Source organism: Neobacillus drentensis (assembly GCF_021560175.1).
GTDB classification, from domain to species: domain Bacteria; phylum Bacillota; class Bacilli; order Bacillales; family Cytobacillaceae; genus Neobacillus; species Neobacillus drentensis_A.
On sequence record NZ_CP091110.1, the window covers coordinates 2,926,390 to 2,952,680 of the forward strand.

Annotated in this window: 26 protein-coding genes and 2 pseudogenes; 21 read left to right on the forward strand and 7 right to left on the reverse strand. The window is 37.9% G+C overall.

The window, feature by feature from the left end:
• Window positions 1–37: 37 nt before the first annotated feature.
• Window positions 38–1,306, reverse strand: coding sequence for an FAD-binding protein (locus L1999_RS13670; RefSeq protein WP_235744042.1), 1,269 nt, complete (start codon window positions 1,304–1,306; stop codon window positions 38–40).
• Window positions 1,307–1,708: 402 nt separating this feature from the next.
• Between L1999_RS13670 and L1999_RS13675 the strand changes: the two genes are divergently transcribed.
• The 9 genes from L1999_RS13675 (at window position 1,709) to L1999_RS13715 (ending at window position 7,712) form a co-directional block, all read left to right on the forward strand.
• Window positions 1,709–2,011, forward strand: coding sequence for an urease subunit gamma (locus L1999_RS13675; protein ID WP_235744043.1), 303 nt, complete (start codon window positions 1,709–1,711; stop codon window positions 2,009–2,011).
• Window positions 2,012–2,032: 21 nt separating this feature from the next.
• Complete coding sequence (gene ureB, locus L1999_RS13680; protein ID WP_235744044.1) at window positions 2,033–2,359, forward strand: urease subunit beta; 327 nt, start codon at window positions 2,033–2,035, stop codon at window positions 2,357–2,359.
• Entirely contained in the window at window positions 2,359–4,071 is a 1,713-nt protein-coding gene (gene ureC / locus L1999_RS13685) for an urease subunit alpha (RefSeq protein WP_235744045.1), read from the forward strand. Before ureB ends, ureC begins: the two co-directional genes overlap by 1 nt.
• Before the next feature lie 11 nt (window positions 4,072–4,082).
• Window positions 4,083–4,538, forward strand: coding sequence for an urease accessory protein UreE (ureE, locus tag L1999_RS13690; protein ID WP_235744046.1), 456 nt, complete (start codon window positions 4,083–4,085; stop codon window positions 4,536–4,538).
• Window positions 4,531–5,217 (forward strand): urease accessory protein UreF, encoded by a 687-nt coding sequence (locus L1999_RS13695; RefSeq protein WP_235744343.1) that lies wholly within the window; start codon window positions 4,531–4,533, stop codon window positions 5,215–5,217. The genes ureE and L1999_RS13695 overlap by 8 nt, the downstream gene beginning before the upstream one ends.
• 22 nt (window positions 5,218–5,239) lie before the next feature.
• Window positions 5,240–5,851, forward strand: a complete 612-nt coding sequence (ureG, locus tag L1999_RS13700; RefSeq protein ID WP_235744047.1) for an urease accessory protein UreG — start codon at window positions 5,240–5,242, stop codon at window positions 5,849–5,851.
• Window position 5,852: 1 nt separating this feature from the next.
• Window positions 5,853–6,677 (forward strand): urease accessory protein UreD, encoded by an 825-nt coding sequence (locus tag L1999_RS13705; protein ID WP_235744048.1) that lies wholly within the window; start codon window positions 5,853–5,855, stop codon window positions 6,675–6,677.
• 75 nt (window positions 6,678–6,752) lie between these two features.
• Window positions 6,753–7,433: an urease accessory protein UreH domain-containing protein gene (locus tag L1999_RS13710; protein ID WP_235744049.1), complete on the forward strand. Its 681-nt coding sequence runs from the start codon at window positions 6,753–6,755 to the stop codon at window positions 7,431–7,433.
• 60 nt (window positions 7,434–7,493) lie between these two features.
• The gene (locus L1999_RS13715; protein ID WP_235744050.1) at window positions 7,494–7,712 is read left to right on the forward strand and encodes a hypothetical protein; all 219 of its coding nucleotides are present in this window, start codon (window positions 7,494–7,496) and stop codon (window positions 7,710–7,712) included.
• Between the two features lie 34 nt (window positions 7,713–7,746).
• Here L1999_RS13715 and L1999_RS13720 read toward each other — a convergent pair whose 3' ends face one another.
• The gene (locus L1999_RS13720; protein ID WP_235744051.1) at window positions 7,747–8,670 is read right to left on the reverse strand and encodes an urea transporter; all 924 of its coding nucleotides are present in this window, start codon (window positions 8,668–8,670) and stop codon (window positions 7,747–7,749) included.
• Window positions 8,671–8,979: 309 nt separating this feature from the next.
• On the opposite strand from L1999_RS13720, the gene L1999_RS13725 reads away from it, so the two are divergent.
• The 3 genes and pseudogenes from L1999_RS13725 to L1999_RS13735 all read left to right on the forward strand — a co-directional run bounded on the left by L1999_RS13725 (window position 8,980) and on the right by L1999_RS13735 (window position 12,406).
• Window positions 8,980–10,968: a galactosyltransferase-related protein gene (locus L1999_RS13725; RefSeq protein ID WP_235744052.1), complete on the forward strand. Its 1,989-nt coding sequence runs from the start codon at window positions 8,980–8,982 to the stop codon at window positions 10,966–10,968.
• A 334-nt stretch (window positions 10,969–11,302) separates the two neighbouring features.
• Window positions 11,303–11,713 (forward strand): annotated as a pseudogene (locus L1999_RS13730) (thiamine pyrophosphate-dependent enzyme); the annotation flags it as partial.
• Between the two features lie 261 nt (window positions 11,714–11,974).
• Window positions 11,975–12,406: a hypothetical protein gene (locus L1999_RS13735; protein WP_235744053.1), complete on the forward strand. Its 432-nt coding sequence runs from the start codon at window positions 11,975–11,977 to the stop codon at window positions 12,404–12,406.
• 435 nt (window positions 12,407–12,841) lie between these two features.
• Here L1999_RS13735 and L1999_RS13740 read toward each other — a convergent pair whose 3' ends face one another.
• The 3 genes from L1999_RS13740 to frlD form a co-directional block, all read right to left on the reverse strand.
• Entirely contained in the window at window positions 12,842–13,579 is a 738-nt protein-coding gene (locus L1999_RS13740) for an HAD family hydrolase (RefSeq protein ID WP_235744054.1), read from the reverse strand.
• 185 nt (window positions 13,580–13,764) lie between these two features.
• The gene (locus L1999_RS13745; protein ID WP_235744055.1) at window positions 13,765–14,220 is read right to left on the reverse strand and encodes a DinB family protein; all 456 of its coding nucleotides are present in this window, start codon (window positions 14,218–14,220) and stop codon (window positions 13,765–13,767) included.
• A 426-nt stretch (window positions 14,221–14,646) separates the two neighbouring features.
• The gene (gene frlD, locus L1999_RS13750; protein WP_235744056.1) at window positions 14,647–15,432 is read right to left on the reverse strand and encodes a fructoselysine 6-kinase; all 786 of its coding nucleotides are present in this window, start codon (window positions 15,430–15,432) and stop codon (window positions 14,647–14,649) included.
• Window positions 15,433–15,918: 486 nt separating this feature from the next.
• Between frlD and L1999_RS13755 the strand changes: the two genes are divergently transcribed.
• The 8 genes from L1999_RS13755 to L1999_RS13790 all read left to right on the forward strand — a co-directional run bounded on the left by L1999_RS13755 (window position 15,919) and on the right by L1999_RS13790 (window position 23,644).
• Entirely contained in the window at window positions 15,919–16,644 is a 726-nt protein-coding gene (locus L1999_RS13755; RefSeq protein ID WP_235744057.1) for a GntR family transcriptional regulator, read from the forward strand.
• Between the two features lie 591 nt (window positions 16,645–17,235).
• Window positions 17,236–18,066 carry a sugar phosphate isomerase/epimerase family protein gene (locus tag L1999_RS13760; RefSeq protein ID WP_235744058.1) on the forward strand — a complete coding sequence of 277 codons (831 nt, stop codon included), beginning with the start codon at window positions 17,236–17,238 and terminating at the stop codon, window positions 18,064–18,066.
• A gap of 45 nt (window positions 18,067–18,111) precedes the next feature.
• Complete coding sequence (locus L1999_RS13765) at window positions 18,112–19,089, forward strand: SIS domain-containing protein (RefSeq protein WP_235744059.1); 978 nt, start codon at window positions 18,112–18,114, stop codon at window positions 19,087–19,089.
• 144 nt (window positions 19,090–19,233) lie between these two features.
• Window positions 19,234–20,478 (forward strand): ABC transporter substrate-binding protein, encoded by a 1,245-nt coding sequence (locus tag L1999_RS13770; protein WP_235744060.1) that lies wholly within the window; start codon window positions 19,234–19,236, stop codon window positions 20,476–20,478.
• A 103-nt stretch (window positions 20,479–20,581) separates the two neighbouring features.
• Window positions 20,582–21,475, forward strand: a complete 894-nt coding sequence (locus tag L1999_RS13775; protein ID WP_235744061.1) for a carbohydrate ABC transporter permease — start codon at window positions 20,582–20,584, stop codon at window positions 21,473–21,475.
• Entirely contained in the window at window positions 21,476–22,333 is an 858-nt protein-coding gene (locus tag L1999_RS13780; protein WP_235744062.1) for a carbohydrate ABC transporter permease, read from the forward strand.
• Window positions 22,334–22,359: 26 nt separating this feature from the next.
• A complete protein-coding gene (locus L1999_RS13785) occupies window positions 22,360–23,211 on the forward strand; it encodes an amidohydrolase family protein (protein ID WP_235744063.1) in 852 nt (283 codons plus the stop codon).
• A 4-nt stretch (window positions 23,212–23,215) separates the two neighbouring features.
• Window positions 23,216–23,644: a secondary thiamine-phosphate synthase enzyme YjbQ gene (locus L1999_RS13790; protein ID WP_235744064.1), complete on the forward strand. Its 429-nt coding sequence runs from the start codon at window positions 23,216–23,218 to the stop codon at window positions 23,642–23,644.
• Between the two features lie 83 nt (window positions 23,645–23,727).
• On the opposite strand, the gene L1999_RS13795 is transcribed toward L1999_RS13790, so the two are convergent.
• Together L1999_RS13795 and hxlB are read right to left on the reverse strand one after the other, a co-directional pair.
• Window positions 23,728–24,207 (reverse strand): hypothetical protein, encoded by a 480-nt coding sequence (locus L1999_RS13795; RefSeq protein WP_235744065.1) that lies wholly within the window; start codon window positions 24,205–24,207, stop codon window positions 23,728–23,730.
• Between the two features lie 250 nt (window positions 24,208–24,457).
• Window positions 24,458–24,943: pseudogene (hxlB, locus tag L1999_RS13800) on the reverse strand (6-phospho-3-hexuloisomerase); the annotation flags it as partial.
• 24 nt (window positions 24,944–24,967) lie between these two features.
• Between hxlB and L1999_RS13805 the strand changes: the two are divergent.
• Window positions 24,968–26,044 (forward strand): iron-containing alcohol dehydrogenase, encoded by a 1,077-nt coding sequence (locus L1999_RS13805; RefSeq protein ID WP_235744066.1) that lies wholly within the window; start codon window positions 24,968–24,970, stop codon window positions 26,042–26,044.
• Window positions 26,045–26,291 lie beyond the last annotated feature (247 nt).

The following is a 26,291-nucleotide window of genomic DNA, read 5'->3' on the forward strand; positions in this document are numbered from 1 at the left end:
ATTCTCCTCTGAATACATTTTTTAATGGGCTGTGCTCTCACTCTGCCTCATTAAAGATATATTTATTCAAAAAAGCATTGCGAAACTTGCCATTTGGATCATACTTCATAAGCAGTTGTAAATAGTCAGGCATTTTTTCATAAAGTGACTGTATGTTTGCAGGGGAGGTAGTAAACAGTTTTCCCCAATGTGGCTTAGCTTGAAAAGGTTCAAGCTGGGCTTCGATAAGTGGCAGCACCTTCCGAACATCCGCCCATTTATCCTGCCAAGTAAAGTGTATAGCAACAGAATCCTGCTTATACGATGGGCTTAACCACAGCTCGTCCTCCGCAATGGTCCGCACCTCGCATATTAATAGAAGTGGTGCGATTTGTTCCCGGATTTCACTAACTGCACAAAGAGCGTCATAGGCATGCTTACGTGCCATAATATATTCACTTTGCAGCTCTTGACCTTTACTAGGAGTAAAATCCATTCGGAAGTGGGGCATCCGGTCAAGCCAGTCCCCTGGGACCCCTAGCTGCGCTGTGCAATTCTCTGCTCCAACCCCTGGTACGGGATGGAGATTTTCTTTGGCCGCTTTTGCTCCAAAAAAGTCCTCCTCAAACGAAACAGTCTGATCATCCGTCAGATTGCTCTTCAGCCACACCTGGTTAAACCTTTCATCCTGCCAATCGGTAAACAAACTAACACTATAGGCACTAGAAAAAATAGTGTCAAAATGTTGATCTAATTGTGCTAACGGAAGGTTCTCGTAAACATCCTGCCTCATTTGATGTGTTGGATGGACATCTAGTGTAAGCTTTGTCACTACACCTAATCCACCAAGTCCAACCACAGCGCCATGTAATTCTTCTTCCGATTGTTCTTTTGAAAAAGTGACAATACTTCCATCAGCCGTGACAACTTCCATCCCACGGACCGCTGCAGCCAAATTCTGATTGACATTACCTGAACCATGTGTGGCTGTAGCAATTGCCCCGGCAACCGAAATGTGCGGAAGGGAAGCAAGGTTATGTAAGGCAAAGCCATGTTGGTGAAGTACAGGACAAAGTTCCCCATACCTGATTCCCCCTTCAACAGTTACGGTTCGCTTTTCACGATCAATGGATAATACCTGGTTGAGCTTCTTTAATGAAACCATATTCTCATTAGAATCTGCGATACTATTAAAAGAGTGACGCGATCCGACCACACGCAGCTTTTTTAAACTTGAAACCAATTGTTGAACCTCTTCAACCGTTTCCGGTTCATGCCAGTTATTCGTACTATATTGATAATTACCTGCCCAATTTCTTTTAGCCATGAGAATCACTCCATTTTTACTTTTATCACTATTTGCTTATCTCTTACTATACTTAAAATGAAAGAGTTTTCAACTATTATAGCTATCAACATAGCAGAATGAGTCATAGAAAGATGTAGACGTTTGCTTGCCTTCTTTTATCCGTGAGTAAACGAACGATCTTACAATATAGTATTTTTTTATTAATTTTTTTGCTCTCCAACTAAATAAATTTTGCCGCATCCTAATCGTTTAGGTGAATGAATGTACAATTTGAATGATTTCAAAAATTAGGATGTTTTTGCCTAGTTAGTTGGCACTATTCGGGCACAATTATTTATTTGCATGTGCGTTTAAATAGTCACCTAATGGAGAAATATGGTAGGTGTGCTGGAACTTATCGAAAGCAAAGGAGGATGGATAATGTTACTTGTACCTCGTGAGATTGACAAGCTAATGATTGTGGTGGCAGCTGATCTGGCAAAAAGAAGAAGAGATAGAGGCTTGAAACTAAATTATCCCGAAGCAGTAGCCCTTATTACTTATGAAGTGCTCGAAGGGGCAAGAGATGGGAGAACGGTTGCGGAATTAATGGAATATGGCGCAACTATTTTAACACGGGAGGATGTAATGGAAGGAATTGGGGATATCATTGATGATGTTCAGGTCGAAGCCACCTTCCCGGATGGAACAAAACTAGTAACGGTGCATGATCCAATTCGGTAACAACAATGGGAGGGATTTCAGGTGGAATGGGAACCAGGGCAATTGTTTTTAAAAGAAGAACCCATTATTTGCAATGTGGGAAGAGACGTTTTAAGGATTAAGGTTACGAATACGGGCGATCGGCCGGTTCAAGTGGGTTCACATTTTCATTTCTATGAAGTGAATGAATCGTTGAAATTCACTAGGGAAGAAGCGTATGGTAGAAGGCTAAATATTCCATCTGGCGCGTCTGTCCGCTTTGAACCGGGGGATGAAAAAGCAGTCGATTTGGTCCCATATGCAGGAGAACGAAAAGTATACGGCTTTAACAACAAAACGGACGGCTCGATCGAAGGAGGGCATCGCTAATGAGTTTTGAAATGCCAAGAAAACAGTATGCCCAGATGTTTGGTCCTACGACAGGAGATTCCATTCGCCTGGCGGATACGGGTTTAATCATTCAAATCGAAAAAGACCATACCACCTATGGTGAGGAAGTCGTTTTTGGGGGCGGGAAGGTGATCCGCGACGGAATGGGTCAAAACCCACTCGTTACACGCGGTGATGGAATACCGGATGTAGTCATTACAAATGCCGTCGTTTTGGATTATACAGGCATTTACAAAGCAGATATCGGAATTCGCGACGGGAAAATATCCGCTATCGGAAAAGCCGGAAATCCATTGGTCATGGATGGTGTCGATATTATCATCGGTGCCTCCACGGAAATCATTGCCGGCGAAGGGATGATTGTGACACCTGGTGGAATTGATACACATGTGCATTTTATTAATCCTGCACAAGTGGAAGTGGCCTTAACGTCAGGGTTGACCACCTTAATTGGCGGTGGTACAGGTCCTACTGCGGGTTCGAGAGCGACGACGGTTACCCCGGGGGAATGGAATATTCACCGAATGCTTGAGGCAGTAGAGGGGCTTCCCATCAATGTGGGATTAACAGGTAAAGGCCAGGCGGCGGCTGAAGAGCCATTAGCGGAACAGGTTAGAGCAGGGGTAATCGGCTTGAAAGTGCATGAAGACTGGGGTGCAACCCCTTCGGCCATTGATCATGCATTAAGGGTTGCCGATCAATATGACGTGCAGGTGGCTCTTCATGCCGACACCTTAAATGAAGCAGGTTTTGTTGAAAACACGATGGCAGCCATTAAGGATCGGGTTATCCATATGTATCATACAGAAGGGGCAGGGGGAGGCCATGCGCCTGACTTAATCAAATCAGCCAGCTTTATGAATGTACTGCCATCCTCCACCAATCCAACACTGCCATATACGATTAATACAGTCGATGAACATTTAGATATGCTGATGGTTTGTCACCATTTAAATCCATCCGTACCGGAAGATATTGCGTTTGCCGATTCACGGATTCGAAAGGAAACCATTGCGGCAGAAGATGTGCTCCAGGATATGGGGATTTTCAGCATGACCAGTTCGGATGCCCAGGCGATGGGCCGGGTCGGCGAGGTTATTCTTAGAACATGGCAAGTAGCCGATAAAATGAAAAAAGAAAGAGGCTCTCTAAAAGGCGATAGCAAGCTTTCCGATAATAATCGGGCCAAACGGTACATTGCCAAATATACGATTAATCCTGCGATTACTCATGGAATCTCTGACTATGTCGGTTCCATTGAGGTCGGAAAAGTTGCGGATCTAGTCATTTGGAATCCGGCATTTTTTGGTGTAAAACCAGAATTAGTCTTAAAAAGTGGATTGATTGTCCATGGAATGATGGGAGACGCCAATGCCTCGATTCCAACACCGCAGCCAGTGGTTAGTCGTCCCATGTATGCGGCGTTTGGCAAAGCCTTGTCAAAAACCTCCATTACGTTCATATCACAGGCAGCATATGAAGGAAAAGTGCATGAGAAACTTGGCTTAGAGAAAATGATCCTGCCTGTACATGGGATCAGGAAATTAACGAAAAAAGACATGAAACTAAACTCGGAAACACCTGAGTTAACCGTTGACCCGCAAACCTATGAGGTCAGGGTAAATGGGGAGCTTATCACAAGTGCTCCAGCAAAAGAATTGCCGATGGCACAGCGTTATTTTCTATTTTGAGGTGAAAGAGCATGTTAATTGAGAGAATTGAAACGAATATTGAAGAGATGGAAAAGGAAGAAATTATCAAAAGGCATATCGAAAAGGTTTACCTGGAGAGTGATCTTTTAGTAAAACGGATTCAACGGGTTACCACGGACCACGGCAGGGAAATCGGCATTCGGTTAAAGGACCCGCGCGATCTTGTTGCTGGAGATGTCCTTTATATGGACGAAAAAAACATGATTGTCATAGATGTAATTGCGGATGATTTATTGGTGATCACCCCTCGCACGATCAAAGAAATGGGGACAATTGCTCACCAGTTAGGAAACCGGCATCTTCCGGCTCAATTTGAGGAGGATATGATGATGGTTCAATATGATTATCTTGTGGAAGAACTGTTACAAGAGCTGGAGATTCCCTATAAACGAGATAATCGTAAAGTAAAGCAGGCGTTTCGTCATATTGGACATAGCCATGGATGAAAAAATGCTGGCCCTGTTTCAACTCTGTGATTCCAATTTTCCTACTGGTGCTTTTAGTCATTCCTATGGCCTTGAAAGTTATATTCAAGAGAACACCGTACATAACCAGGAAACCTTTTCGCAATGGCTTCGGGTATATATTGCTGAGCAGCTGATCTATTCTGACGGATTGGCATGCCAAATAGTATACCAAGCCTTAGTAGAAAAAGATTTTCAAAAGGTTTGGAAGATGGATCGATTGTTGATGGTACAAAACCTGCCTCGTGAAACGCGTGAAGGCGCGACGAGGATGGGGGAACGGATGCTTGAGCTTGTCCAATCCTTATATGAGATCCCGATTCTTTCTTTATATAGGGAACGCATTCAATCGAAACAGTCTTTTGGTCACCCGTCCATTGTTTTCACAATGGTCGCCCATCACCTTGGTGTTCCAAAGTCTACAGGGATCTTATTTTACCTTTATTCCGTGGTATCGAGTATTGTTCAAAATGCCGTAAGAGGCATCCCTTTGGGGCAAACAGCAGGTCAGAAAATCATTCGTGAAGTCCAAAGTACCCTAATGGAGGCTGCCGGGGAGATTGACAAGTTGGATGAAGAAGATTTTGGTATTGTCTCGCCCGGCATTGAGCTGGCACAAATGAGACATGAACGTGTTAATATTCGAATTTTTATGTCGTAAAAGAAGAAAGGAAGTGTTTTTTATGGAACCGATTAAAATTGGAGTAGGTGGACCTGTCGGTGCAGGGAAGACGATGTTGGTTGAAAAATTGACGCGCCGTTTAAATGGTGAAGTGAGTATGGCCGTGGTGACGAACGATATTTATACAAAAGAAGATGCAAAATTTTTAATGAACAATGGGATTCTTCCTGCTGACCGGATTGTTGGCGTGGAAACAGGGGGTTGCCCGCATACAGCCATTCGCGAAGATGCATCGATGAACTTTGCAGCCATTAATGAATTAAAGGAAAAACATCCTGACGTCGAATTGATTTTTGTGGAAAGCGGCGGAGATAACCTCGCAGCTACCTTCAGTCCGGAGTTGGTTGATTTTTCAATCTATATTATTGATGTTGCACAAGGAGAAAAGATTCCACGGAAAGGCGGTCAGGGAATGATTAAATCCGATTTGTTTGTGATCAATAAAACGGATTTAGCACCGCATGTAGGGGCCAGCCTTGATGTGATGGAATCTGACACAAAAGTATTTCGCGGGGATAAGCCGTTTACCTTCACCAATTTAAAAGAGGAAGAGGGACTCGATAACGTCATCGATTGGTTGAAGCAAAATGCGTTATTAAAAGGACTGGACTAATATGGGAGAGTGGACAGGTGTTTTACATTTAGACGCAGAAAATAGAAAAGGAAAGACTGTGGCGAAGAACGTTTATTTTCAGGGTGCATTGAAAGTGATGCGCCCTATTTACCATGATGATTCGGGGAGGGCCTGCTATTATTTATTAAATCCAGGCGGCGGCTATTTGGACGGGGACCGCTATCAAATGAAGTTCACATTGGCGGAGAATGCAAAACTGACCTTGACAACTCAGGGGGCGACAAAGGTCTATAAGACACCAAAATCCTTTGCCTACCAAGAAGCGGAGATTATTTTGAAGGCCGGAAGTTATCTTGAGTATTTCCCCGACCCGCTCATCGCTTACCAACATGCTCATTATAAACAAAAAAATGTCATCCGGATGGATCGTACGGCTACTTTGATTTGTTCGGACATCATTACTCCAGGCTGGTCACCGAAAGGAGAGCGGTTTTCCTATAAAACCGTCCAATTGCTGAATGAGATCTACATGGATGATGAATTGGTGGTATACGATCACTTGAAATTAAATCCTGCGTCTCAAAATCTTGGCGGGCTAGGGTTTTTGGAAGGATTTACTCATTTGGGATCAATGATGGTGGTGGATTCCCAGGTGGATAATTCCTTGCTTGACAGGTTATATGCGATTCTTGAAAAGAATACATTGGATAGTAAAGTCGGATTGTCCTTACTTCCAGTACCAGGTTTTACGATTCGTGTATTATCAAATTCAACACAGGTCATCGAGAAAATCTTTTCGGAAATTAACCTCATGATCAGTCAAGAATGGTATCAATCCCAACCATTTTTCTTAAGGAAATATTAGTTTTAAAGCCCGGCAAATTCATTGAATCTGCCGGGAATAGATAAAAATAAAGAGCTGTTTGGGGGAGGACGAAAGATGGAGATCACATTGTTTTCAGTTTTAGCACTGGGGTTTATTTTGGGGATCAGGCATGCCATGGAACCCGACCATATGATTGCGGTCTCAACAATAGCAAGCCAGAGTAAAAAATTATGGCAAGCATCTCTGGCGGGTGTTTTTTGGGGCATCGGGCATACAGCCACCCTTTTTGTCATTGGGACTATCCTCATTTTGATGAAGGACGAAATACCAGCGCAATGGTCGCTAACGTTAGAATTTTTGGTAGGGATTATGCTGGTTTACCTTGGAATCACAGCGATGTTATCCATTCGAAAAAAACAGAGACACCCTTCAAGTCATCATCATCACGAAAACGAACAGAATACGTATAAGTCGAATAAAGGTACATATTATAAATCTCTTTTTATCGGGTTTGTTCATGGGATTGCCGGAAGCGGCGCTATGGTTCTACTGACAATGAGCACTGTTCAATCTGTATGGCAGGGAGCACTGTATATTTTCATCTTTGGAGCGGGAACGGTTGTGGGAATGTTGTTTTTTACTACCATTATCGGGATTCCTTTTATTTTAAGCATGAAACGAATGGTTACAGGCAAGGCTTTAATTTTAACGACAGGTGCTGTTAGCACATTATTTGGAGTTTACTATATGTATAATCTGGGCGTAAACGATGGTTTATTTAGACTTTGGCTTTAGTCCTGTATATTCACTTATCCTAAAGGAGAAACTCCTTTTATCAGGAAAGGAGGGGATTAAATGTTTGAAAACTTTGAAATAATCCCTCAATTCGAGGGGACAGCTAGAGAACATCCGCATTTTTCTTTGAGCGTTAATGGCAGTGAGTATAAAGGTATGATTCAAGATGATAAGGTGCACTGGTACCAGCCCCATCCGAAAGAGACGCTAGAAGAGGAACAGCTTGAGAAAATAGAATCAAAGGTAATCGGCATGATGAGTGATTATAAGGAGCAATAACTAGATGGCTGTCTCAATCCCTTTGAGGCAGCCATTAAATTTGGGACATCACGTTTCGAGCCGCTAAGAATATCCACGTACAAACCACAAACGGCATGGTAAGTGCAGGAAGGCCATAGGGCAAAAGCCAAGTATCAATGCTTGCTGTAATAGGAATGGTTAAACATGCGGCAAAAATACCGGTCACCACGCTATATCGATGGTTTTCCTTGAATACTTCAGATACCGCCAGCATGGTTAAAACTGCATTGTAACCATAAAGTCCGTGGGAGATCAAGGTGTGTTCACCTCTAAGAAAATAGGAAGTTAACAATGCGGCAACGGTTCCAACCATCGCATAAAGCCCCCATCTCCACCCCGCCCAAAATACGGCAATGAAAAGCAAGATTCCGGACAATGCATGATCAAGGAAGAAAATTTGCCCCATACTGTCCAAAGCTCCAGTAAGCCAATTCATTTGTCCTCTAATATCCAGTGTCCAATGAGATAAGGATTGGGGAATAAGGGCAGAACTGATGTTAAAGCTGACCAATCGGTAAGTAGAAAGCAGTAAAAACCAGGTTATCACAATAAATGGAAAAGTAAGAATGGGAATATTCGTTTGCCTCATAAAATGCATCATGGCTGCCGTTACAATGGCAGCAATGGCTGCACCGACTACCGCAATCAACCATCGGTCATTTCCTGTTAAAAACAAGGAAAGGGCCATTCCCGTTAAAACCGAATTATATCCAAATAAGCCTTGATTAATATTCTCATTGTCCGCACCGCCGATTTTAGCTACTAAGGTTCCCACCATGCTCGAAATCAGAGCTATGATGCCTAAGGGATAGGAAGCAAGAGTGATCGCTATCAACATAATAAAGCCGGAAACAGCATTATCAATGAAAATGACTTGGGAGATTCCTTTAAAGGATGTGACAAAAAGCCACCCCCATTTATTGTTACTAATCGTCAATTCCTCCCTGCTTTGTGATCAAATAAGGTCTAATGAATTACGTTATAGCTTATAGTTCCTAAAAACTTAACTAGGTATTCCAAAACTGAATAGAGCGAAAAACTTGAAGATCGAATGGCTGCTAGTACAACGCTATATCATTTTCCTTTCCAATAAATTTCTATTAAACCGATAGTACAAGTTGTTTCCTTTTCAAAACAATTCGCATAGTAATAATAATAATACCAGAGGAGGTGAAGAGAGGTGTGGTAAGTAAGATGAGCAAAAAAATGGCAAGTCCATTGTTTCTTAGAAGAGGAGTGAGTTAATTTGTTAGAAAATGTTTCGATCATTATTCCTTTCCAGACAGACCACGGGCCAAGAGCGGAGGCATTTGAATTGGTTAAAAAGTTTTACGCTCAATTTATGCCTGAGACGGAAATATGTTTAGGACTCATAAATGGCGAGGAAATTAATAAAGCAAAAGCAGTTAACCTCGCTGCCAAAAAAGCAACAGGAAAAGTTTTAGTAATAGCTGACGCAGATGTGATTTATGACCCCAATCTCATTGTTAAATCCTTAGAGTTACTAAATAAAGGAGCATCATGGGTAGTTCCATTTACTGATATTTACGATGTGGGGAAAGAAGGGACAAAAAGATTAATCAAAACAAGCCCAGTTTCTATTACCATAAAGCCTAATGAATGTACGAAATCCGACTGGTTATATGAAGGATTTGCCGGAAAGTTATTTGTGATTCCTAGAGAAAATTTCGAAGCAGTGGGCGGTTTTGATGAAAGGTTCATTGGGTGGGGTGGAGAAGATGATGCTTTTTCACATGCAGTCCGTACGCTTTGTGGAGAAATTGTAAATGTAGAAGGGCGAATATTTCATTTATGGCATCCGAGCTCAAACTACGAAACAAATCCCAATGGTAAAGCAAATGGTGATCTTCTAAATCGTTATAAACGAGCAAGCGGGAATAAGACGGCCATGTTGAAACTGATTAAGGAGAGAAATTCTAATCTAAAAAATGATCGGGATAATACGATCAACTTATTAAATAGTAAGGAAAATAAAATATTCGAAACGCCTAAAAGCAAAATATGTTTTGCCATTCTGGTTCACGAAGATAAAGAGTTAGTCAAGCAACTAATTGATAATGTTCGATACTATTGTCCCAACAGCGCAATCGTTTTATACAATGGCGGAGATGATCCCCTGCTCTGTAAGGATTTAGGTGTTCCAGTCTGTCCTTCTAGTCGTAAGTTAGAGCGGGGATGGACAACCATCTATTTTCTAGAAGTAATGGAATGGTTAGAAGAATTGGGACTTGAGTATGAATATTTTATTAATATTGATTCGGATGCCTTGTTCATAAAAAAAGGATATGAAGAATTCATCCAAACGGAAATGAAAGATACGGATTACATGGCTGTTTTGCTTAGAATCCCCGAGGAAGATTGGTATATTGGTAACGAACTTAAGAAAGACATGGATAGATGGAAGAAATTTTTTAATGTTAAGCCCTTTTATGGAGTTTTCAATGTTGGACAAGTAATATCGAGGCCCATAGTAAAATCATTGATTGAGCCAGAAATAAGCCAAAGGTTAAAGAAGGCTTTAATAAAAACTTCTTCCTTCGGTATGGATGAGGTAGTTTTTGTAAACATGGCAAAGGAATTAGGGTTTAGGTTAAAGAAGTATCCCAAAGCTATGGACTCAATAATGATCCGCTATCGGCCTTTTGCCTCGGTGGAAGAAGTAATTTCCTGGCTTAATAATAAGGAAAGCGGCGGCTTAGTTCATCCTGTAATACGAGAGAGAGAGGAACCTGTTAGGAATCTAATTCTTAATATGAATGGTGAACTAAATAAAAAACAGTACTATAGTAAGGAGTTCCCATGGTATAAAAAAAATCCAGATGAATATTCGATTTCATTGCCAATCAAAAGTACATTTGGTAATTTAGAGCTGATTGTCCGGTCAGATTCTACTTTGACTCACTATTGGCAGCATCCTAAAGGCAAGTGGTACAAAGGTGAAACTTTTGCTAAAGGTGTGACGGGAAATCCAATATTTTTTCAAAGTAAAACAGGACAATTCGGAGTAGTCTGTAAAATGGAAAATGGTAAAATGGGTTTTTGGCTGAGAGACAACAAAGAAAAAGGCTTCCCTTGGTATGGGCCATCTATTCAAGATCTTGGGAATGCAGAACCAATAATGGTAAGTAACTTTGATGATGACAAGCATATTATGGTGTTTAAGGAGGATAATCACTACTTTTATGGGGTGATCAATAATAAGGAAATGGAATAAGTCTTTCCATCCGTAACCTACATCTATTTTTCGTCCACTGAAATCTATTAAAGCGGTCAAAGACAAACTGCCCCAATGCCCCTATACTTTGCTTCATTCGTAAAAACTCTTCATAAATGAGATAGAACAAAAGTCCAATAATAAAGGAAAATAAGGCGCCTCTCATACCCCCTAATGTTTCATCCTATACTCTTTCGTATTGAGCTTCCTAAGAACTATAAGTTGATCGCCGTTTTTGCTGCTGTTCTCCAGAGACTTTTACAAGAAGAGTGACAATTGAGTCCAATCCTTTGATTCTGAATATAATCCCATAAAACGGAAAATGTATAAAAATACCTTGCTGATGGGCGATCTTCTCACACTAAGGCAACATAAATTGCCTGTAAAAGTAGTCGTATTTAACAACGGTGCGCTGAGTTTTGTCGAGCTTGAAATGAAGGCACAGGGATTCCTGGAAGCAGGAACTGCTCTTGATAACCCTAACTTTGCAGATGTTGCAAAAGCGGTGGGGATTGAAGGGATTCGCGTGGGGGACCCTGGAGAACTGGAGGGAGCAATTCAGCGAGCCCTTCAGCATGACGGTCCAGTGTTGCTGGATGTGGTTGTTAATCGCCAGGAATTGACGTTTCCTCCGAAAATCACATTTGAACAGGCACATGGATTTAGCCTTTGGATGATGAAAGCCGTTTTGAACGGGCATGGCAACGAGCTTATGGATCTTGCTAAAACGAATTTTATCCGCTAATAAACCAGGGATAATCTTTATAAGAATATCGGTGATGAAGAGCCTGAGTTGAGTGCTTAAATTCAAGAAAGTAAGGCTGTTGCGGCAGCCTTTTTCCTTTTCAACTAACTTACAGAATAGTTTAATAAGAAGTGGGTACTATAAGTTCATTAGGTAGACTGGTGCCTTATTTCATATATAAAAGTGTCGTGCTTTATTACGTATAAAATTTTATATATTTTAAATACTAAATTTGCCACATTACGATTAAGGAATGATGATATGATCCAAGATAGGATGTTAAGAATAGGTATATTAGGTGTACTTTCAACAATACCAGGAGAGATTGCTTCGAGGATATTTGTACATTTTGGCTTCGGAAAGTTTGGTATTTATGAATTATCAAGTCTTATTATTACATTTAACAGAGTTGTATTTACCATAGGATTAATCGTGGATTTTTTAGTTAGTAGTGTTTTGGCAATCTTACTTTTCTTTATATTTGAAAAGTTTGGTTCAAGCCATTTGGTTATAAAAACAACCGTGGGAAGTTTATTTGCCTGGTTAGTATGTGAACTATTATTTACAACATTAATAGAAGGTAAGTATATCGATATTAGACCCATCAATGATTATTATTCTCATATTTTCAGCACCATCATTTTTGGTATTACATTAGGATTGTTGCTAAAAAATTTTATATTCAAGAGTTAACCCTATATTAGGAGTTATATTAAGTGAAAAAAGAGATTGTGAACAATAGCACTTAAACGATCGGGAGCATTACTGGAACGACGGTAATGCTTTTTCTTATTGTGGTAAATTTATATTGACGAAGAGTGAAATTAAAATGATTGAATCAGACGATGAGGAAGGTCTTACCGAAAGTAGAATATCATTAGAAGAACTTGGCATCAAATGGGAGATTTAGCACTGCTCTTATTGAACTAACGGGTCCGATTGTTCAATAAGAGTAGTCACTTTTCTTGTTTCGCTAACGTCGCTTTTTAGTTTAAGTATATTTTCTCACAAATTTATATGAAAAAGCCGATTTTCCAACTACGGAACTCGACGGGTTAAGAAGTTTTTCCACCTTCAAGGAAGGTAGGGTATACTAAACCTTGCTCTTAAAATAAGGTTATTCCTCACTTACATTAATGGATCTTGGATACTTTTATAAATTACATTAGGAACTTCTTGAAGTGAATCCACTGTTATAAAAAGGCTACTATGCTCAACGTTAACTTCAACCAGGTTATATTTCCATTCAGTTTCTGCTGGAATGTATATTGCATGGATACCCGTTTCCAGTGCTGGAACAATATCCGTTCTTAATGAATTTCCAACCATCCATGTTACATTAGGGTCAGCCTTAATGGTTTTTAAAATATCGGAAAGAGCAGTTGTATCTTTATGTTCCGAAATAAAAATGCGATGTTCAAAATATGTAGTCAATTCTAACTGGGTAATTTTTCTGTGTTGATTAGGCTCATCTCCTCCTGTATGCAAATATAATTCATGTCCCTCTTCTTTTAAACGTTGCAGAGTTTCATTCATATACGGAATAGGTTCAACAGGAATCTCGAATACCTTAAAACCCAACTCTCTTAAATATTGGATTTCATCTTTTTTCTTTTCCCTCCCAGTTAAGTCACAATAGTATTTATAAGTACCAACAAATGACTCAGGAAACCGATCTGACTTTAGTCCGTGCACACTAATAGCTGCAACATCAAGTTGAAGCTGCTTCTGTTTTATATCTTCCTCGGTAATCGATTTAAACCACGTCATCATTTGGTCAGCGAACTCGTCTATTACTAGGTTAAAATATCTATTACAGTATGATAATGTATCATCAAGGTTAAATAAGATGTTTTGTTTTTGCATTTTTAACTCCTTTTCAAGTTTATAGCTTTGACTATTGTTCCACTTTGACTAAGTTAATATTACTAAGATAAGTAAGCAGAATGTCAGAGTTATTCAACTAATGGGGCAGTTCAAGAACAGAACTTGGATATTGTCTAACATTCATATCCTAAAAACTTTCTATTAAAATTGCACTAATGTAATGGCTAATCCCAGATACGAATTCTTGGAACGCCTGCTGTTCTTAAATAATCCAATAACTGACCAGTATGAACTGATTCATGATAGGCAACACGTAAAAGCATGTCACCCAATTCTCTTATGTACCCTGAATCGGAGCGGTCAATCTTTATATTTACCAAGTCTTCTTCAGTAAAGGACTTGATTGTATCTAAGAATTCATTTCGAAATGGTTCTGCAAATTCCAATTCTGCTTTTACAGAAGTGAATGCTCTATTTTCGAAAGGGGAGTCGAAAACAGATAAACTCCCTCTATTTTTAATTGCCAGGTGGTAATAATGTTCGCTTTCCAATACGTGTCTAATCATTTCTATGCAATTCATTGCTTCATCATCTGCCTTCCATTGGAGTTTTTCTTTAGGAATAGATGTCCAGACCTGTATGCTTCTTCTTCTAACTTCAGTTATACTAAAAATGTGCATACCAAATAACCCTCCTTTAGTCCAATTTTGGAAGGTTTTGAGTAGGAGGACAACTTTTTTTATATCGTGACAATATACTGATAGCATTTGTCGACATAAATAAAGATGCATCTAAACCAGAGAATGTTATGCAAAGGGAAAATTTATACCAAAGTCTCACATGGGTGGACGTACCACCTACGACAGGTACTCATACTTATCAATTAAGAGTAAGAGTGGCATCTGGTAATATTGAAATATTAGATTCATTAACCCAATCACTAAATGCAATTGTCTTTAGACAAGCCCTGTAGTAAGAAAAAGACTTTGCTATTGGACTGAAACAAAAAAGTTGATACCAGGTCCGGCTCTCATTATTTGGTGAGAGCCAGACCTGGTATCCTGAGTAGAGATTGTTTATTAATAGGTTGTTTCGGCCAAAAATGATTAGTAGGGGTTAAATAATTGAACAATTTCTGATGATAGATCTGCACCGCTCTTTAGGCATGCAGGGATATCCCAACCGTGCATAATTCCATATATAAAACCGGCGATAAAGGAATCCCCTGCACCAACAGTATTGATAACAGGTACAGAATTAATACCATATTCAAAAAAATGATGACCGTCATAACACATGCTGCCTTCCTCACCAAAAGTGGCAGTTACTAATTCAGGCCCATAAGATTTTGCATGGATCAGAAAATCTTTGATAGAATCATCCTTTTTTTCACATGAAAAGAAAGCATAATGAATATTTGGCAAAATTTTTTTAAAATCATCTTCGTTTTTTCTAATCGAAAAATCAAATACAATTTTGCATCCCGCATTTTTGATTTCTGGTAATAAGTGCAATACTTTCCCAGTTAAATCTGTATGTACAAATTCATGCTGCTTTACAAATTCAATGTCTTCCGGTGTTGGAGTATAATTCTTCATTACACCTTCAATGTTTTCCAAATGTACCCTATCTGTACCGTTTTTTAGAGCCATACGGTAAATCGAAGTAGAACCATCCCGAACCTGTATATGCGAGGTATCAATATTATAATTGTTCAATGTTTCTAACATTTCTTTCCCGTACAGATCCGTACCCACGACAGTTACAGCCGAAGATTTAATCCCTTTTTTTGACAGGTTAATTATACAATCAATTCCATTACCTGTTACATAATGTCTATTAATATTTTCATAAAAATCAACACAACAAAAACCTAAAGCTGCTATCCTCATTAATTGAATACACCTCCATTAGTAATATATTCATATAACAATATATAACATCTCATGTTGATATATAAAATATAGCATATTTACAAATTTCTGTGAAGAGTTATTTTTTTATGGAAGACCCTAAAGACGTTACTAACAAACATGATCTTGAAAAAAGAGATTGTTGGTAGGGGTATAAATTTGCAAGATATCTGTACGAATATAACTTTCTAAAGTAAAGAAAGCCGGTATAGGTGCAATTGAGGGCATTAATTACAGCCATCCTTTGGAGTTTTAGTCATTAAACAGGTGTTGACAAATTATATCATTATAATACAATATAAATATATATATATTCTATTGTTAAAAAGATCTCTATATAACAGAATGTTTTCGGAAGTGATTGCAATTAATATGTTTATCATCCGACCTATCCAGGTTTATAGGATTTTGCCTTAGATTTACCGGAGTAAGGTAAATGGAAAATAATTTTAGGGAGGGAGTAGGTTGCATATACTAAACAAGGAAAGTAGTATTCCCCTTTATCAACAATTGGCATCAGTAATAAAACAACAGATAAATACAGGAATATTAAAGGAAAATGATAAAATATTAACGGCAACAGAGTTAAGTGAAAAGTATGAAGTTAGCCTTATAACAGTAAAAAAGGCAATTGATTTATTAGCTGAAGAGGGAACACTGGTAAAACAACAGGGAAAAGGCACCTTTGTAGCAACTCGAAAACTCCTAAGAACGTCGGAGAGTTTTATGGGATTTACCCAACTTTGTGAAATGCAAGGATATAAGGCTTCTTCAGAAGTGATTAAAGTGGATTTCATTATTGCCCCAATAAGTGATGTTGAAAAACTAAATTTACAAGAAGAAGAACGAATTATTCGTATTATTAGAGTTAGAAAGTGTGATGGAGTTCCTGTGATCATAGAGGAAAGTCATTTCCCAATGCGATATTCTTTTTTGCTTTCGGAAGATTTATCAGGTTCAATCAATAAAAGTCTTAACAAACATGGGGTAATGATTAACCAAGGAATAAAAACTATTAATATTTGCTATGCTACAGAAGATGAAGCGAAGATACTAGATATACATCCAAATCAGGCACTAATATTACAAAAAGAATTGAATAAAGATGAAAACGGCATTCCGGTGCATACATGCAAGCAGGTAATAAATGCCGACCGATATGAGATGGTAATTCCTTTTAATATAAAATGATTTAAAAATACGATGTTATTAGTAAACAAATATTTAAAGTTAAACCTTAAATAGTCCCCGCCTTCTCCGAGGCTGGGACTTTCTTTATTATTTAGATAACTTGTTAAATGCAGGTGATGTAATCTACCGATTGTTTTAGAGTAACAGATAGTTTTAATTTAAAAAAAATTTTGAAAATTCAAATATAAGTATTGACTGTATAATACCATATGATACAATATGTTTATCGATATATTGTATTATATGGTATTATATGAAAAGGGGTGTTAATAAACCAAAAAGAATGAAATGAATCCATTTACCTCATGAATCTCACAGGAATCCATTAGTACCTCTTAATTATCTCACAGGAATCCATTAGTACCTCTTAAGTATCTCACATGAAAAATGGAATGAAATCCATTAGCACCTCCCAAATATCTCGAAATCAATCCATTTACTTTTTCCAATATGATTTTGGAATTAACGTTATTGTTTGAATCTATTTTTCACTAAAAGCATCGTTCCACCTATCTTTGGGTTTTGATTATTGGCTCAGATTCAAGAAAGTTGTTTACTCGACAAAATATATTGTTCTTTGGAGGAAAATGTATGAATATGTCAAGTATTGTTTGCGGCAACTTTTCCTATTTGTTGTTCGATTTCGATTATTTCTTAGGCTCTATGGATAGGCTCGGGGTTGAGAATATTGAACTATGGGGGGCAGGTCCTCACTTATATCAAGACGAATGCACACCAGGTAAGGTAGATGAACTCTATAAAAAAATTAAAGAACATAATAAAAAAGTAGTTTGTTATACTCCGGAGCAATGTATGTATCCTATTAATATTGCATCGAGAGAGAAAATAGTAAGGGATCGAAGTATTGCCTATATGAAAAGAGCCTTAGAAATTGCAAACCAAGTAGAAGCACCGAAGACGTTAGTTACTGTAGGACAGGGATATAGAAATGAGTTGGTAGATGAGGCTTGGAAACGTTGTACAGATTCATTACATATATTGGCTGACTACGCAGGAAAAATGGGGACAACAATAATGCTTGAACATCTAACAGCCGCGACTACCAATCTATGTATTACCGCAAAAGACTTAAAGCGGATGATGGATGAAGTAGGCGGTCCTAATCTAAAAGCAATGGTGGATGTGGACATGGCTGCACGTGTAGGTGAAGGGGTAAAAGAATATTTAGATGTAATGGGAAAAGATATTTGTCACGTACATTTTGTGGATGGTATGCCGGGGGGCCATCTGGCGCTTGGTGATGGAATATTGCCCTTGGATAAGTATTTAAAAGATTTACAGGATTTTGGATATGAAGGATATTTATCACTGGAAATTTTAAGCGACAGATATCATGAAAACCCTGAGCCTGCTTATGCAAAAAGTTTAGGATGGTTCAGAGCAAGAGGACTATCGAATTAATGGAGCACCTACCAAAAACAGGTGAAAAACAGAAAGGTAGGATCGATGATGAATATCAAAGAAATCATCTGCTCAATTAAAGAACAAGTGCCAGGGAAAACAATCGATACCGTCTACTTTGTAGCATGTGGTGGATCTTACGGGGGTTTTTATCCTGCGTTCTATTTGCTCGAACATGAGTCGACGACTTTAAGGACTGCTATGTTTACTAGTAATGAGTTTGTCCATGCATTGCCAAAAAATTGCGGCCATAACACAATAGTCATTTGTTGCTCCATGAGAGGAACACCAGAAACGATCGAAGCAGCGAGGATCGCAAGGGAAGCAGGAGCAGTTACCATTGCGCTATATGTGCTGGATTCAAAATTGACGGAAAATTCGGATTATAGATATAAATATCAAAGTATTGCTGAAGAGGCATCTAGACAAGAAGAAGTTAACTCAAGTGTTGCTTTAAGAATAGCATTTGAAATTCTGGAGCAGTTTGAAGGATATGAGCATTATGAAGATGCGATGAAAGCGTTTAATATTTTGGACGACATTTATAAGGATGCGGTTAAGTTCTGTAAACCTCGTGCTAAAGCTTTTTCAGAGGCTTTCAAAAATGAAGAATGTATTTATGTATTAGGCGCCGGACCTTCCATGGGTGCTGCCTATATATTCTCCATTTGTAACTTGATGGAAATGCAATGGATCCATTCACCAACAGTCAACCATGGTGAATTGCTGCATGGACCATTTGAGGCAATTGATAAAAATACTCCTTTATTTATTTTAATGAGTGAAGGAAGAACAAGAGCAGTAGATGTAAGGGCATTAAAATTTTTACAGGCTTATGGCGAGAAGCTAGTTGTTTTGGATGCAAAAGATTTAGGCATTAACAGAATAAGTGATAGTGTGTCGGAATATTTTAATCATTTAATATTTGCTCCGGTGTTAAACAATGTATTTTTAAGAGAACTGGCCAAAGTGAAAAAGCATCCATATACGAATCGTAGATATATGTGGAAAGTGAAATATTAGATCAATAGATGATTTCAATCTACTTAAAACAGAATGTTTGAAGGGGGGTGAATATAACAAGTTCTTACCTTGTTCTGCTAAATCAAATTCAAAATGAGTACTTGAAGCTTTGTATTCTCGAATGATTAAAAGGGGGGAATTTATATGAAAAAAATCAGTACTTTTTTACTTATTATCGTAATAATGATGTTTACTATTCTAACTGGGTGCTCCAAACCAGAAAGTACGCAGAAAGCTGCTAGTGGTGGAAAGCAGGAAATAAAAATATGGCACTATTTTGGTACAGAAAGTATTCAAACGAAATTTCAGGAATATGTGGACAAATATAACGCTCAAAGCAAAACATCTCATGTTACGGTTACAGTACTGCCTTTTAGTGATTTTAAGAAACAGCTTACCATTAGCGCAGCGTCAGATTCGTTACCTGATATTGTACTTATAGACAATTGCGATAATGTTGCTTATTCAGCAATGGGAATGTTTGAGGATATTACAGATGTAGTGAAAGATTGGAAGACGACCAAATCCTATTTTCCTCAAATATTAGAAACTGGTAAGTATAAGGGCAGGATTTATGCTTTACCAGTTGAATCAAATAACCTTCAGATTATTTATCATAAAGATATGTTGGACGCAGCTGGAGTTAAACCTCCGACAAATTTTGAAGAGTTAAAGGCAGCAGCGAAGGCCTTAACGAAAGACGGAGTATATGGATTTGCCATGTCAGCAGTTGCTAGTGAAGAAGCAACGTATCAATTCCTTCCTTTCTTCTGGTCTGCGGGTGGAGAAACGATGAAGATTGATAGTGCAGCTGGTAAAAAAGTATTAACTATGTTTTCAGATATGGTTAGAGATGGGGTTATGCCGAAAGAGTCTATAAGTTGGAGCCAAGGAGAATTGTCCACCCAATTTGCCAATAGAAAAGTAGCTATGGAAGTGATGGGACCATGGAGATTTACAGATTATAAAACGAAAGGAATTGATTTTGGAGTATCAAAAATACCTTCAGATGTTACTTCTGCATCCGTCTATGGGGGTGAAAATTTAGCCATCGTGAAAGGGAAGAATGTGAATGAAGCGGCTAAATTTATGAATTGGTTCTTAGATTATGATCGAAATAGTGAATGGAACTTATACACAGATGAATTTGTTGCCTCACAATCAACCTTACAGGATCCAAAATATACACAGGATGAGCACTGGAAGCCATTTATTGATATGATCCCACATACAAGAGCCAGAGATGTTACCCCAGCTTATCCAGAAGTATCAGTTGCCTATCAACAAGCCATTCAAGGCGCCTTATCATTACAACAGACACCAGAGCAAGCCCTTAAAGAAGCTCAAGGAATGATAGATGAAGCACTGGCGAAATATAAGGATAAGTAAGATAAGTTACTAGGTAAATAGTTGAAGGGGTACTTGTGATTTTTATCTTCAAGTATCTCTTCTCTTAAAGGGAATGTACGGACTTTGTCCAGTGGGGTGAGATATGATGAAAACCATTTCCAAAGGTGACAGAATTGGATACTTATTTATTCTTCCAGCATTAGTATTTATGAGTGCCTTAATGTTTTATCCAATCATCTATAATTTTGTCATAAGTATGCAAAAAGTAGATGTGATGACCTTACTGAATCCTCACAAACAGTTTATATGGTTTGATAACTATATTAATATTTTTAAATCTAAGGTATTAATAAATGCGATAGTCAAATCATTTACCTTTACGATTGGGTGTATTATTTTTCAATTTTCATTTGGTTTTCTACTTGCTGTTCTGTTTAATAGAGAAAATAAAGTATTTAAATTTATGAGAGCCGTTATGTTGGTGCCCTATATTTTACCAGCAACAGTTAGCGCAATAGTGTTTAAATTCATCTTTAGTGTGAATGGCGGTATTGCAAATGAATTTTTACAAACTATTGGGCTGATTGACAAACCTGTTGAATGGCTGTTACACCCGGAAACAGCAATGTTATCTGTCATTATTGCGAATATCTGGTGTGGTGTTCCATTTAATATGATTCTATTATCAGCTGGATTAGCCAATATTCCTAAAGATCTTTATGAAAGTGCAGAGATTGATGGAGCAAATGCCTTCCAAAAATTTTTCGCTATTACAGTTCCATCATTAAAAAGTTCTATTGAAGCGGTATTAGTATTGGGATTTGTTTATACTTTTAGAGTCTTTGAAATCGTATATGTAATGACAAACGGTGGACCAGTCAATGGAACAGAAATCATGGCTATTCTATCCTATAAAACATCTTTTATTAATTTTAATTTTGCTGAAGGCGCAGCCATTTCCAATATTTTATTCTTGATATTATTTATTGTCGGTATTTTTTACTCGAAAATGATTAAGAAAGATGAGGTGATGTAGATGAACTATTTCAAAAGTTATAAGGTGAAAAATAAAGTAGGGAACTATATAAGTATATTTATTGCTGTAATATGCTTTATGATTATGATATTTCCATTATATTGGATGTTTACTAGTTCTTTAAAGGATGAAACAACAGTTTTTGCAAGTCCCCCAGAACTTTTTCCTTTAAACCCCAGTTTATCTGCATACACAACACAACTTTCTATGACGACCTTTGACATACCGAGAGCCTTATTAAACAGTTTTTTGATTTCTGGATCAACCATGATCATTTCGGCTATATTGTCCATTATGGCTGCTTATGGCTTGGCAAGATTTAAAATTAGAGGATTTAAGATTCTGATTTTCTTATTTCTAGTATCACAGATGCTTCCGCAGATATTTACATTAATACCCAACTTTATCATCTTTAAAAAAATAGGTATTTATAATACCTATTGGGCACCCATTCTATCAAACTGCACATTAGCCATTCCGTTTTGTGTGTTGATGATGCGAACATACTTTTTAAGTATACCAAAAGAAATTGATGAAGCTGCACGCATGGACGGATGTAATTCTCTTCAATCATTTTTAAGGGTTATGCTTCCAATGTGTTCAGGCGGTGTTATTGTCTGCTTTGTTTTCTCCTTTTTATTTGGATATGGGGATATGGTTTACAGCCTCACCTATGTTTCAGATTCAACCAAATGGCCGGTAACGACAGGTATTTATAATGTGGTGGGAAGATATGGAATTGAATGGAGCCGGTCCATGGCATTTGGCAGTATGGTTGTCTTACCAGTAGTGCTCATTTTTATTTTTATGCAGAAATACATTGTAGCGGGGCTGACAAATGGTTCTGTGAAAGGTTAGAAATATACGGAAGGGTGGAAATGAAAATGATCATTGATATGCATGTACATCCTGGCTTTTATGAAGAAATTAGCGGGAATACAGAAGAACTTGAATTCAGGAAAAAAGCGATGGGTTGGGATTTAATGTCTAAGTTTCCCGTAGAACTAACCAGAACACAAATGAAATTTTCTGGAGTTGATAAATTAGTCCTTTTACCATTAGATTTAACAACGCAAATGGGAGGTTATGTTGTATCAAATGAAGAAATTAGAAACATGATGGATATAGCACCGGATTTGTTTTATGGGTTTGCTAGCGTTGATCCCTATAGAGAAGATGCAATTGAAGTATTGGAGTATGCGTTTAAGGATTTAAGATTAATGGGTTTGAAACTCAATCCTTCGAAGCAAGGCTTCTATCCAGCAGATCCTATGATGGATAAATTATATGAAAAATGTATTCAATATAATAAGCCCATTATGTTCCATGCCGGTATGTCATGGGAGCCTAATTGTCTGATGAAATATTCACAGCCTCTCAATTTTGAAGAAGTGGCATTAAAATACCCAGAATTACGCTTTTGTTTAGCTCATTTTGGATGGCCTTGGATTTACGATACAACAGCTCTTATTTTAAAATATCCTAATATTTATACAGACACATCCATGCTTTACATGGACTCTCCTGAGCTTTTTCTCAATGAGATAATGAAAAAACAGCTGGGACCATTGTGGATTGAGAATAATTTGAAAGATAAAGTGATGTTTGGATCAAATAATCCTAGATTTAGAACAGCAAGAATTAAAAGAGGTTTGGATTCGATCGATTGGCGTCCTGCTACAAAGGCCAAGATTCTTGGAGGAAATGCAGTTAAATTCTTAGGATTGGAGGTTTAGTGCCATGATTCAAATGATTGAAAAGAAATACATTTCAGAGAAAGAATTTCAGTTAATCCCTGTAACACAAGATGTGCGCGATTTCGTAGAAGCATCAGGAATTCAAAATGGAGTGGTGTTTGTTATAACTTCGCATACTACATCAGGAATTATTGTCAATGAGAATTTAGATTGCTTATACACTGATATTGAAGAGACGTTGGAAAGATTAATACCTACAAACTTTCCTTATGTACATTCACATTTTTTACCAAGCTATGGTGCCACCGGTGGGAATGCACCTGGACATTTAAAGTCTATCTTATCAGGTAATCATTGTGTAATGCCTATAAAAGATGGTAAAATTCAATGCGGATTTGCACAGGATATTTATTTTGCTGAATTTGATGGACCCCAAGTTAGAAGAATTTTTATTCAAGTCATGGGAGATTAGGATAAAAATAGTTAAAGAGGACATTATCCAGCAGAATAATGTCCTCTTTAAAAAGATTAGAGTTTATAAAAATCAAGCAACCTTCACTGTTTTCTAATAAACTTTATATGCATGGGTAATAAAAACCCAAAAGCGATCAGAAAAACAATGGTAGAAATATACCAATTCCATCCTTTGTATTTCATATACCCTACATAAACCATCCAAAATTCAATTAAAAGCGCAATGAAAGTGAAACAAATTGTTAATTTCCATCTATTACGATGAGTAAAGTAATTTAAATAAAGTATGGCAAGTGAGCTGGGTATGAACGTATAACTCATAAGATCCCCAATTCCAGCCTTTTTCGGGTCTCCAATATCAAAAAGGTCGAGTTGCCTGGCAATGAGACCATCACTAAACCAAGTAATAAATCCTACAACCCCAAATGTAATATAGATTTCTCTCCAAGAAATAATTTTTTTTGGGATGATTAAGACTGCTAATGCAAATAAAATACTTGCTGTAACAGGAAACCATAATCCATTTGCACCTAAGTCCAAGTTCGATAAAAATTGCTGCATTTGATTGCCCCTTTAATTTTGTATGGTTATTTTTGACTATTCGTAATGGATTTATTCTGCGTGGAGGGTTAACAAAGTAGGTATTCTTAACATTCATTTGATTTAGAATAAAACTTAATTAAATGGAAAAAAATCAAAAAATACCAAGGGCTTTTTATGAAGAGAACCATTGCGGATAAAATAAAGGGAGATTATAAAGAAAAGACCACAATTAAAAAATGTGGTCTTTTCTTTATATTTTAGCTGTTTTCTATTCTAGATTGGCATGTTTACCATACATTTTAGTAGAATCTAAGCTTTTTTTCTCCATAAAGCGTAAGATGACGGCATCATAAAATAACAACATCGTTTGCTTAAATAGAGATCCCATTGGTTGAATAGTCTTGTAATCACCGGCAGATTGATCTTTCGTTACTCCCGGTAATTTAAAAATTATATCAGCTAATTTTCCAATGGTAGATTCGGGAGACATGGTGATAGCGGCGACTGTACCTCCTAAGCTTTTCGCTTTTTCGGCAAAGGCAACCAACGTTTTAGTTTCTCCTGAACCTGAGCCAATAATTAATAGATCGCCCTTTTCTAAGTTGGCTGTTACGGTTTCACCTACAACATAGGTATCAATCCCCATGTGCATCATACGCATAACAAAGGCTTTCCCCATAAATCCGGATCTGCCCGCACCGGCCACAAAGATTTTATTGGACTCTAAAATCTGGTTTACCAATTTCTCTGCTTGTTCAAAGGAAGCAAGGCAGCGCTAGTGATTGGTGGAGGATCTATTAAGAAAAATGGTCAGTTAGATAAAATCCAACAGTTACTTTCAGAAGCCAATATCGAAACATATATTGTAGAAGGAATTGTGTCCGAGCCAACTGTAGCCATGGTACAAGAAGGTACAGCTCAATTAAATCAATTTAGACCCGATTGGGTTATTGGTATTGGTGGGGGATCACCTATGGATGCTGCAAAAGCAATGTGGCTATTTTATGAGCACCCAGAATTAACTTTTGAAGAGGCAGCTCGTCCTTTCACATTGCCAAAACTACGTACAAAAGCAAAATTCATTGGAATTCCAACAACAAGTGGAACGGCTGCTGAAATTTCTAATTTGTCAGTCATAACAGATGAAAAGACAGGTATCAAATATCCTTTGGCAGATTTCGAGTTAACTCCTGATCTTGCTATTATTGATCCTATTTTGATTGAAAATATGCCTAAACATATGATCGCTTATAGTGGTATGGATGCAGTAACTCATGCGATTGAAGCATATGTAGCCAAGCCACGCACAATTTTCACGGATTCATTGGCGATTGAAGCAGCTGAGGCACTGAAAGACAATCTTCTGTCTTCTTACCAGGGTGATTTAAAAGGTCGTGAACAAGTACACTATGCACAAGCGATGGCTGGTATGTCATTTGCAAATGCTGTACTAGGAAATGTGCACTGCCTCGCACACAAAAGTGGCCCGACATTTAATATCCCACATGGCTGTGCCAATGCGATTTATTTACCATATGTAATTCAATTTAATCGTACGGTAGTCGAAGATCGATTTGCAACGATTGCGAAACGACTCGGTCTAGCAGGAGCGACGAATAAGCAATTGGTGGATTCATTAATTTCTTGGATTCGTGACTTGAACCGTGAAATGGACATTCCAAATACACTTCAAGAATACGGAGTATCTGAAGAGATGTTTACTAAACATGTAGACGAAATGGCGGCAAATGCTGTACAAGATCCATGTACAAGCACTAATCCACGTGAAACTTCTGTAGAAGATATGAAGAAGTTATATGTAGCCGCATTTTATGGCCAGGATGTTAAATTCTAAATAAAAGATCATATACTCTATCCGGGAATTATACTTTTCACCTCCCTTTTTGCAGCCGTTCTAACATAAGAACGGCTGTTGTTTTTTTATGTCTTACTGGCTCTAGTGCTTTACGAATGCAACATTATTACAGAATAAAATTTAAATATTATGGATAAAAACGTACTCTGTATCATTACTGGTGGGAATATGAAGTAAGGATTGGGTACAAGCAGGAACACATATTGTTTGCATTGGGGCGGATATG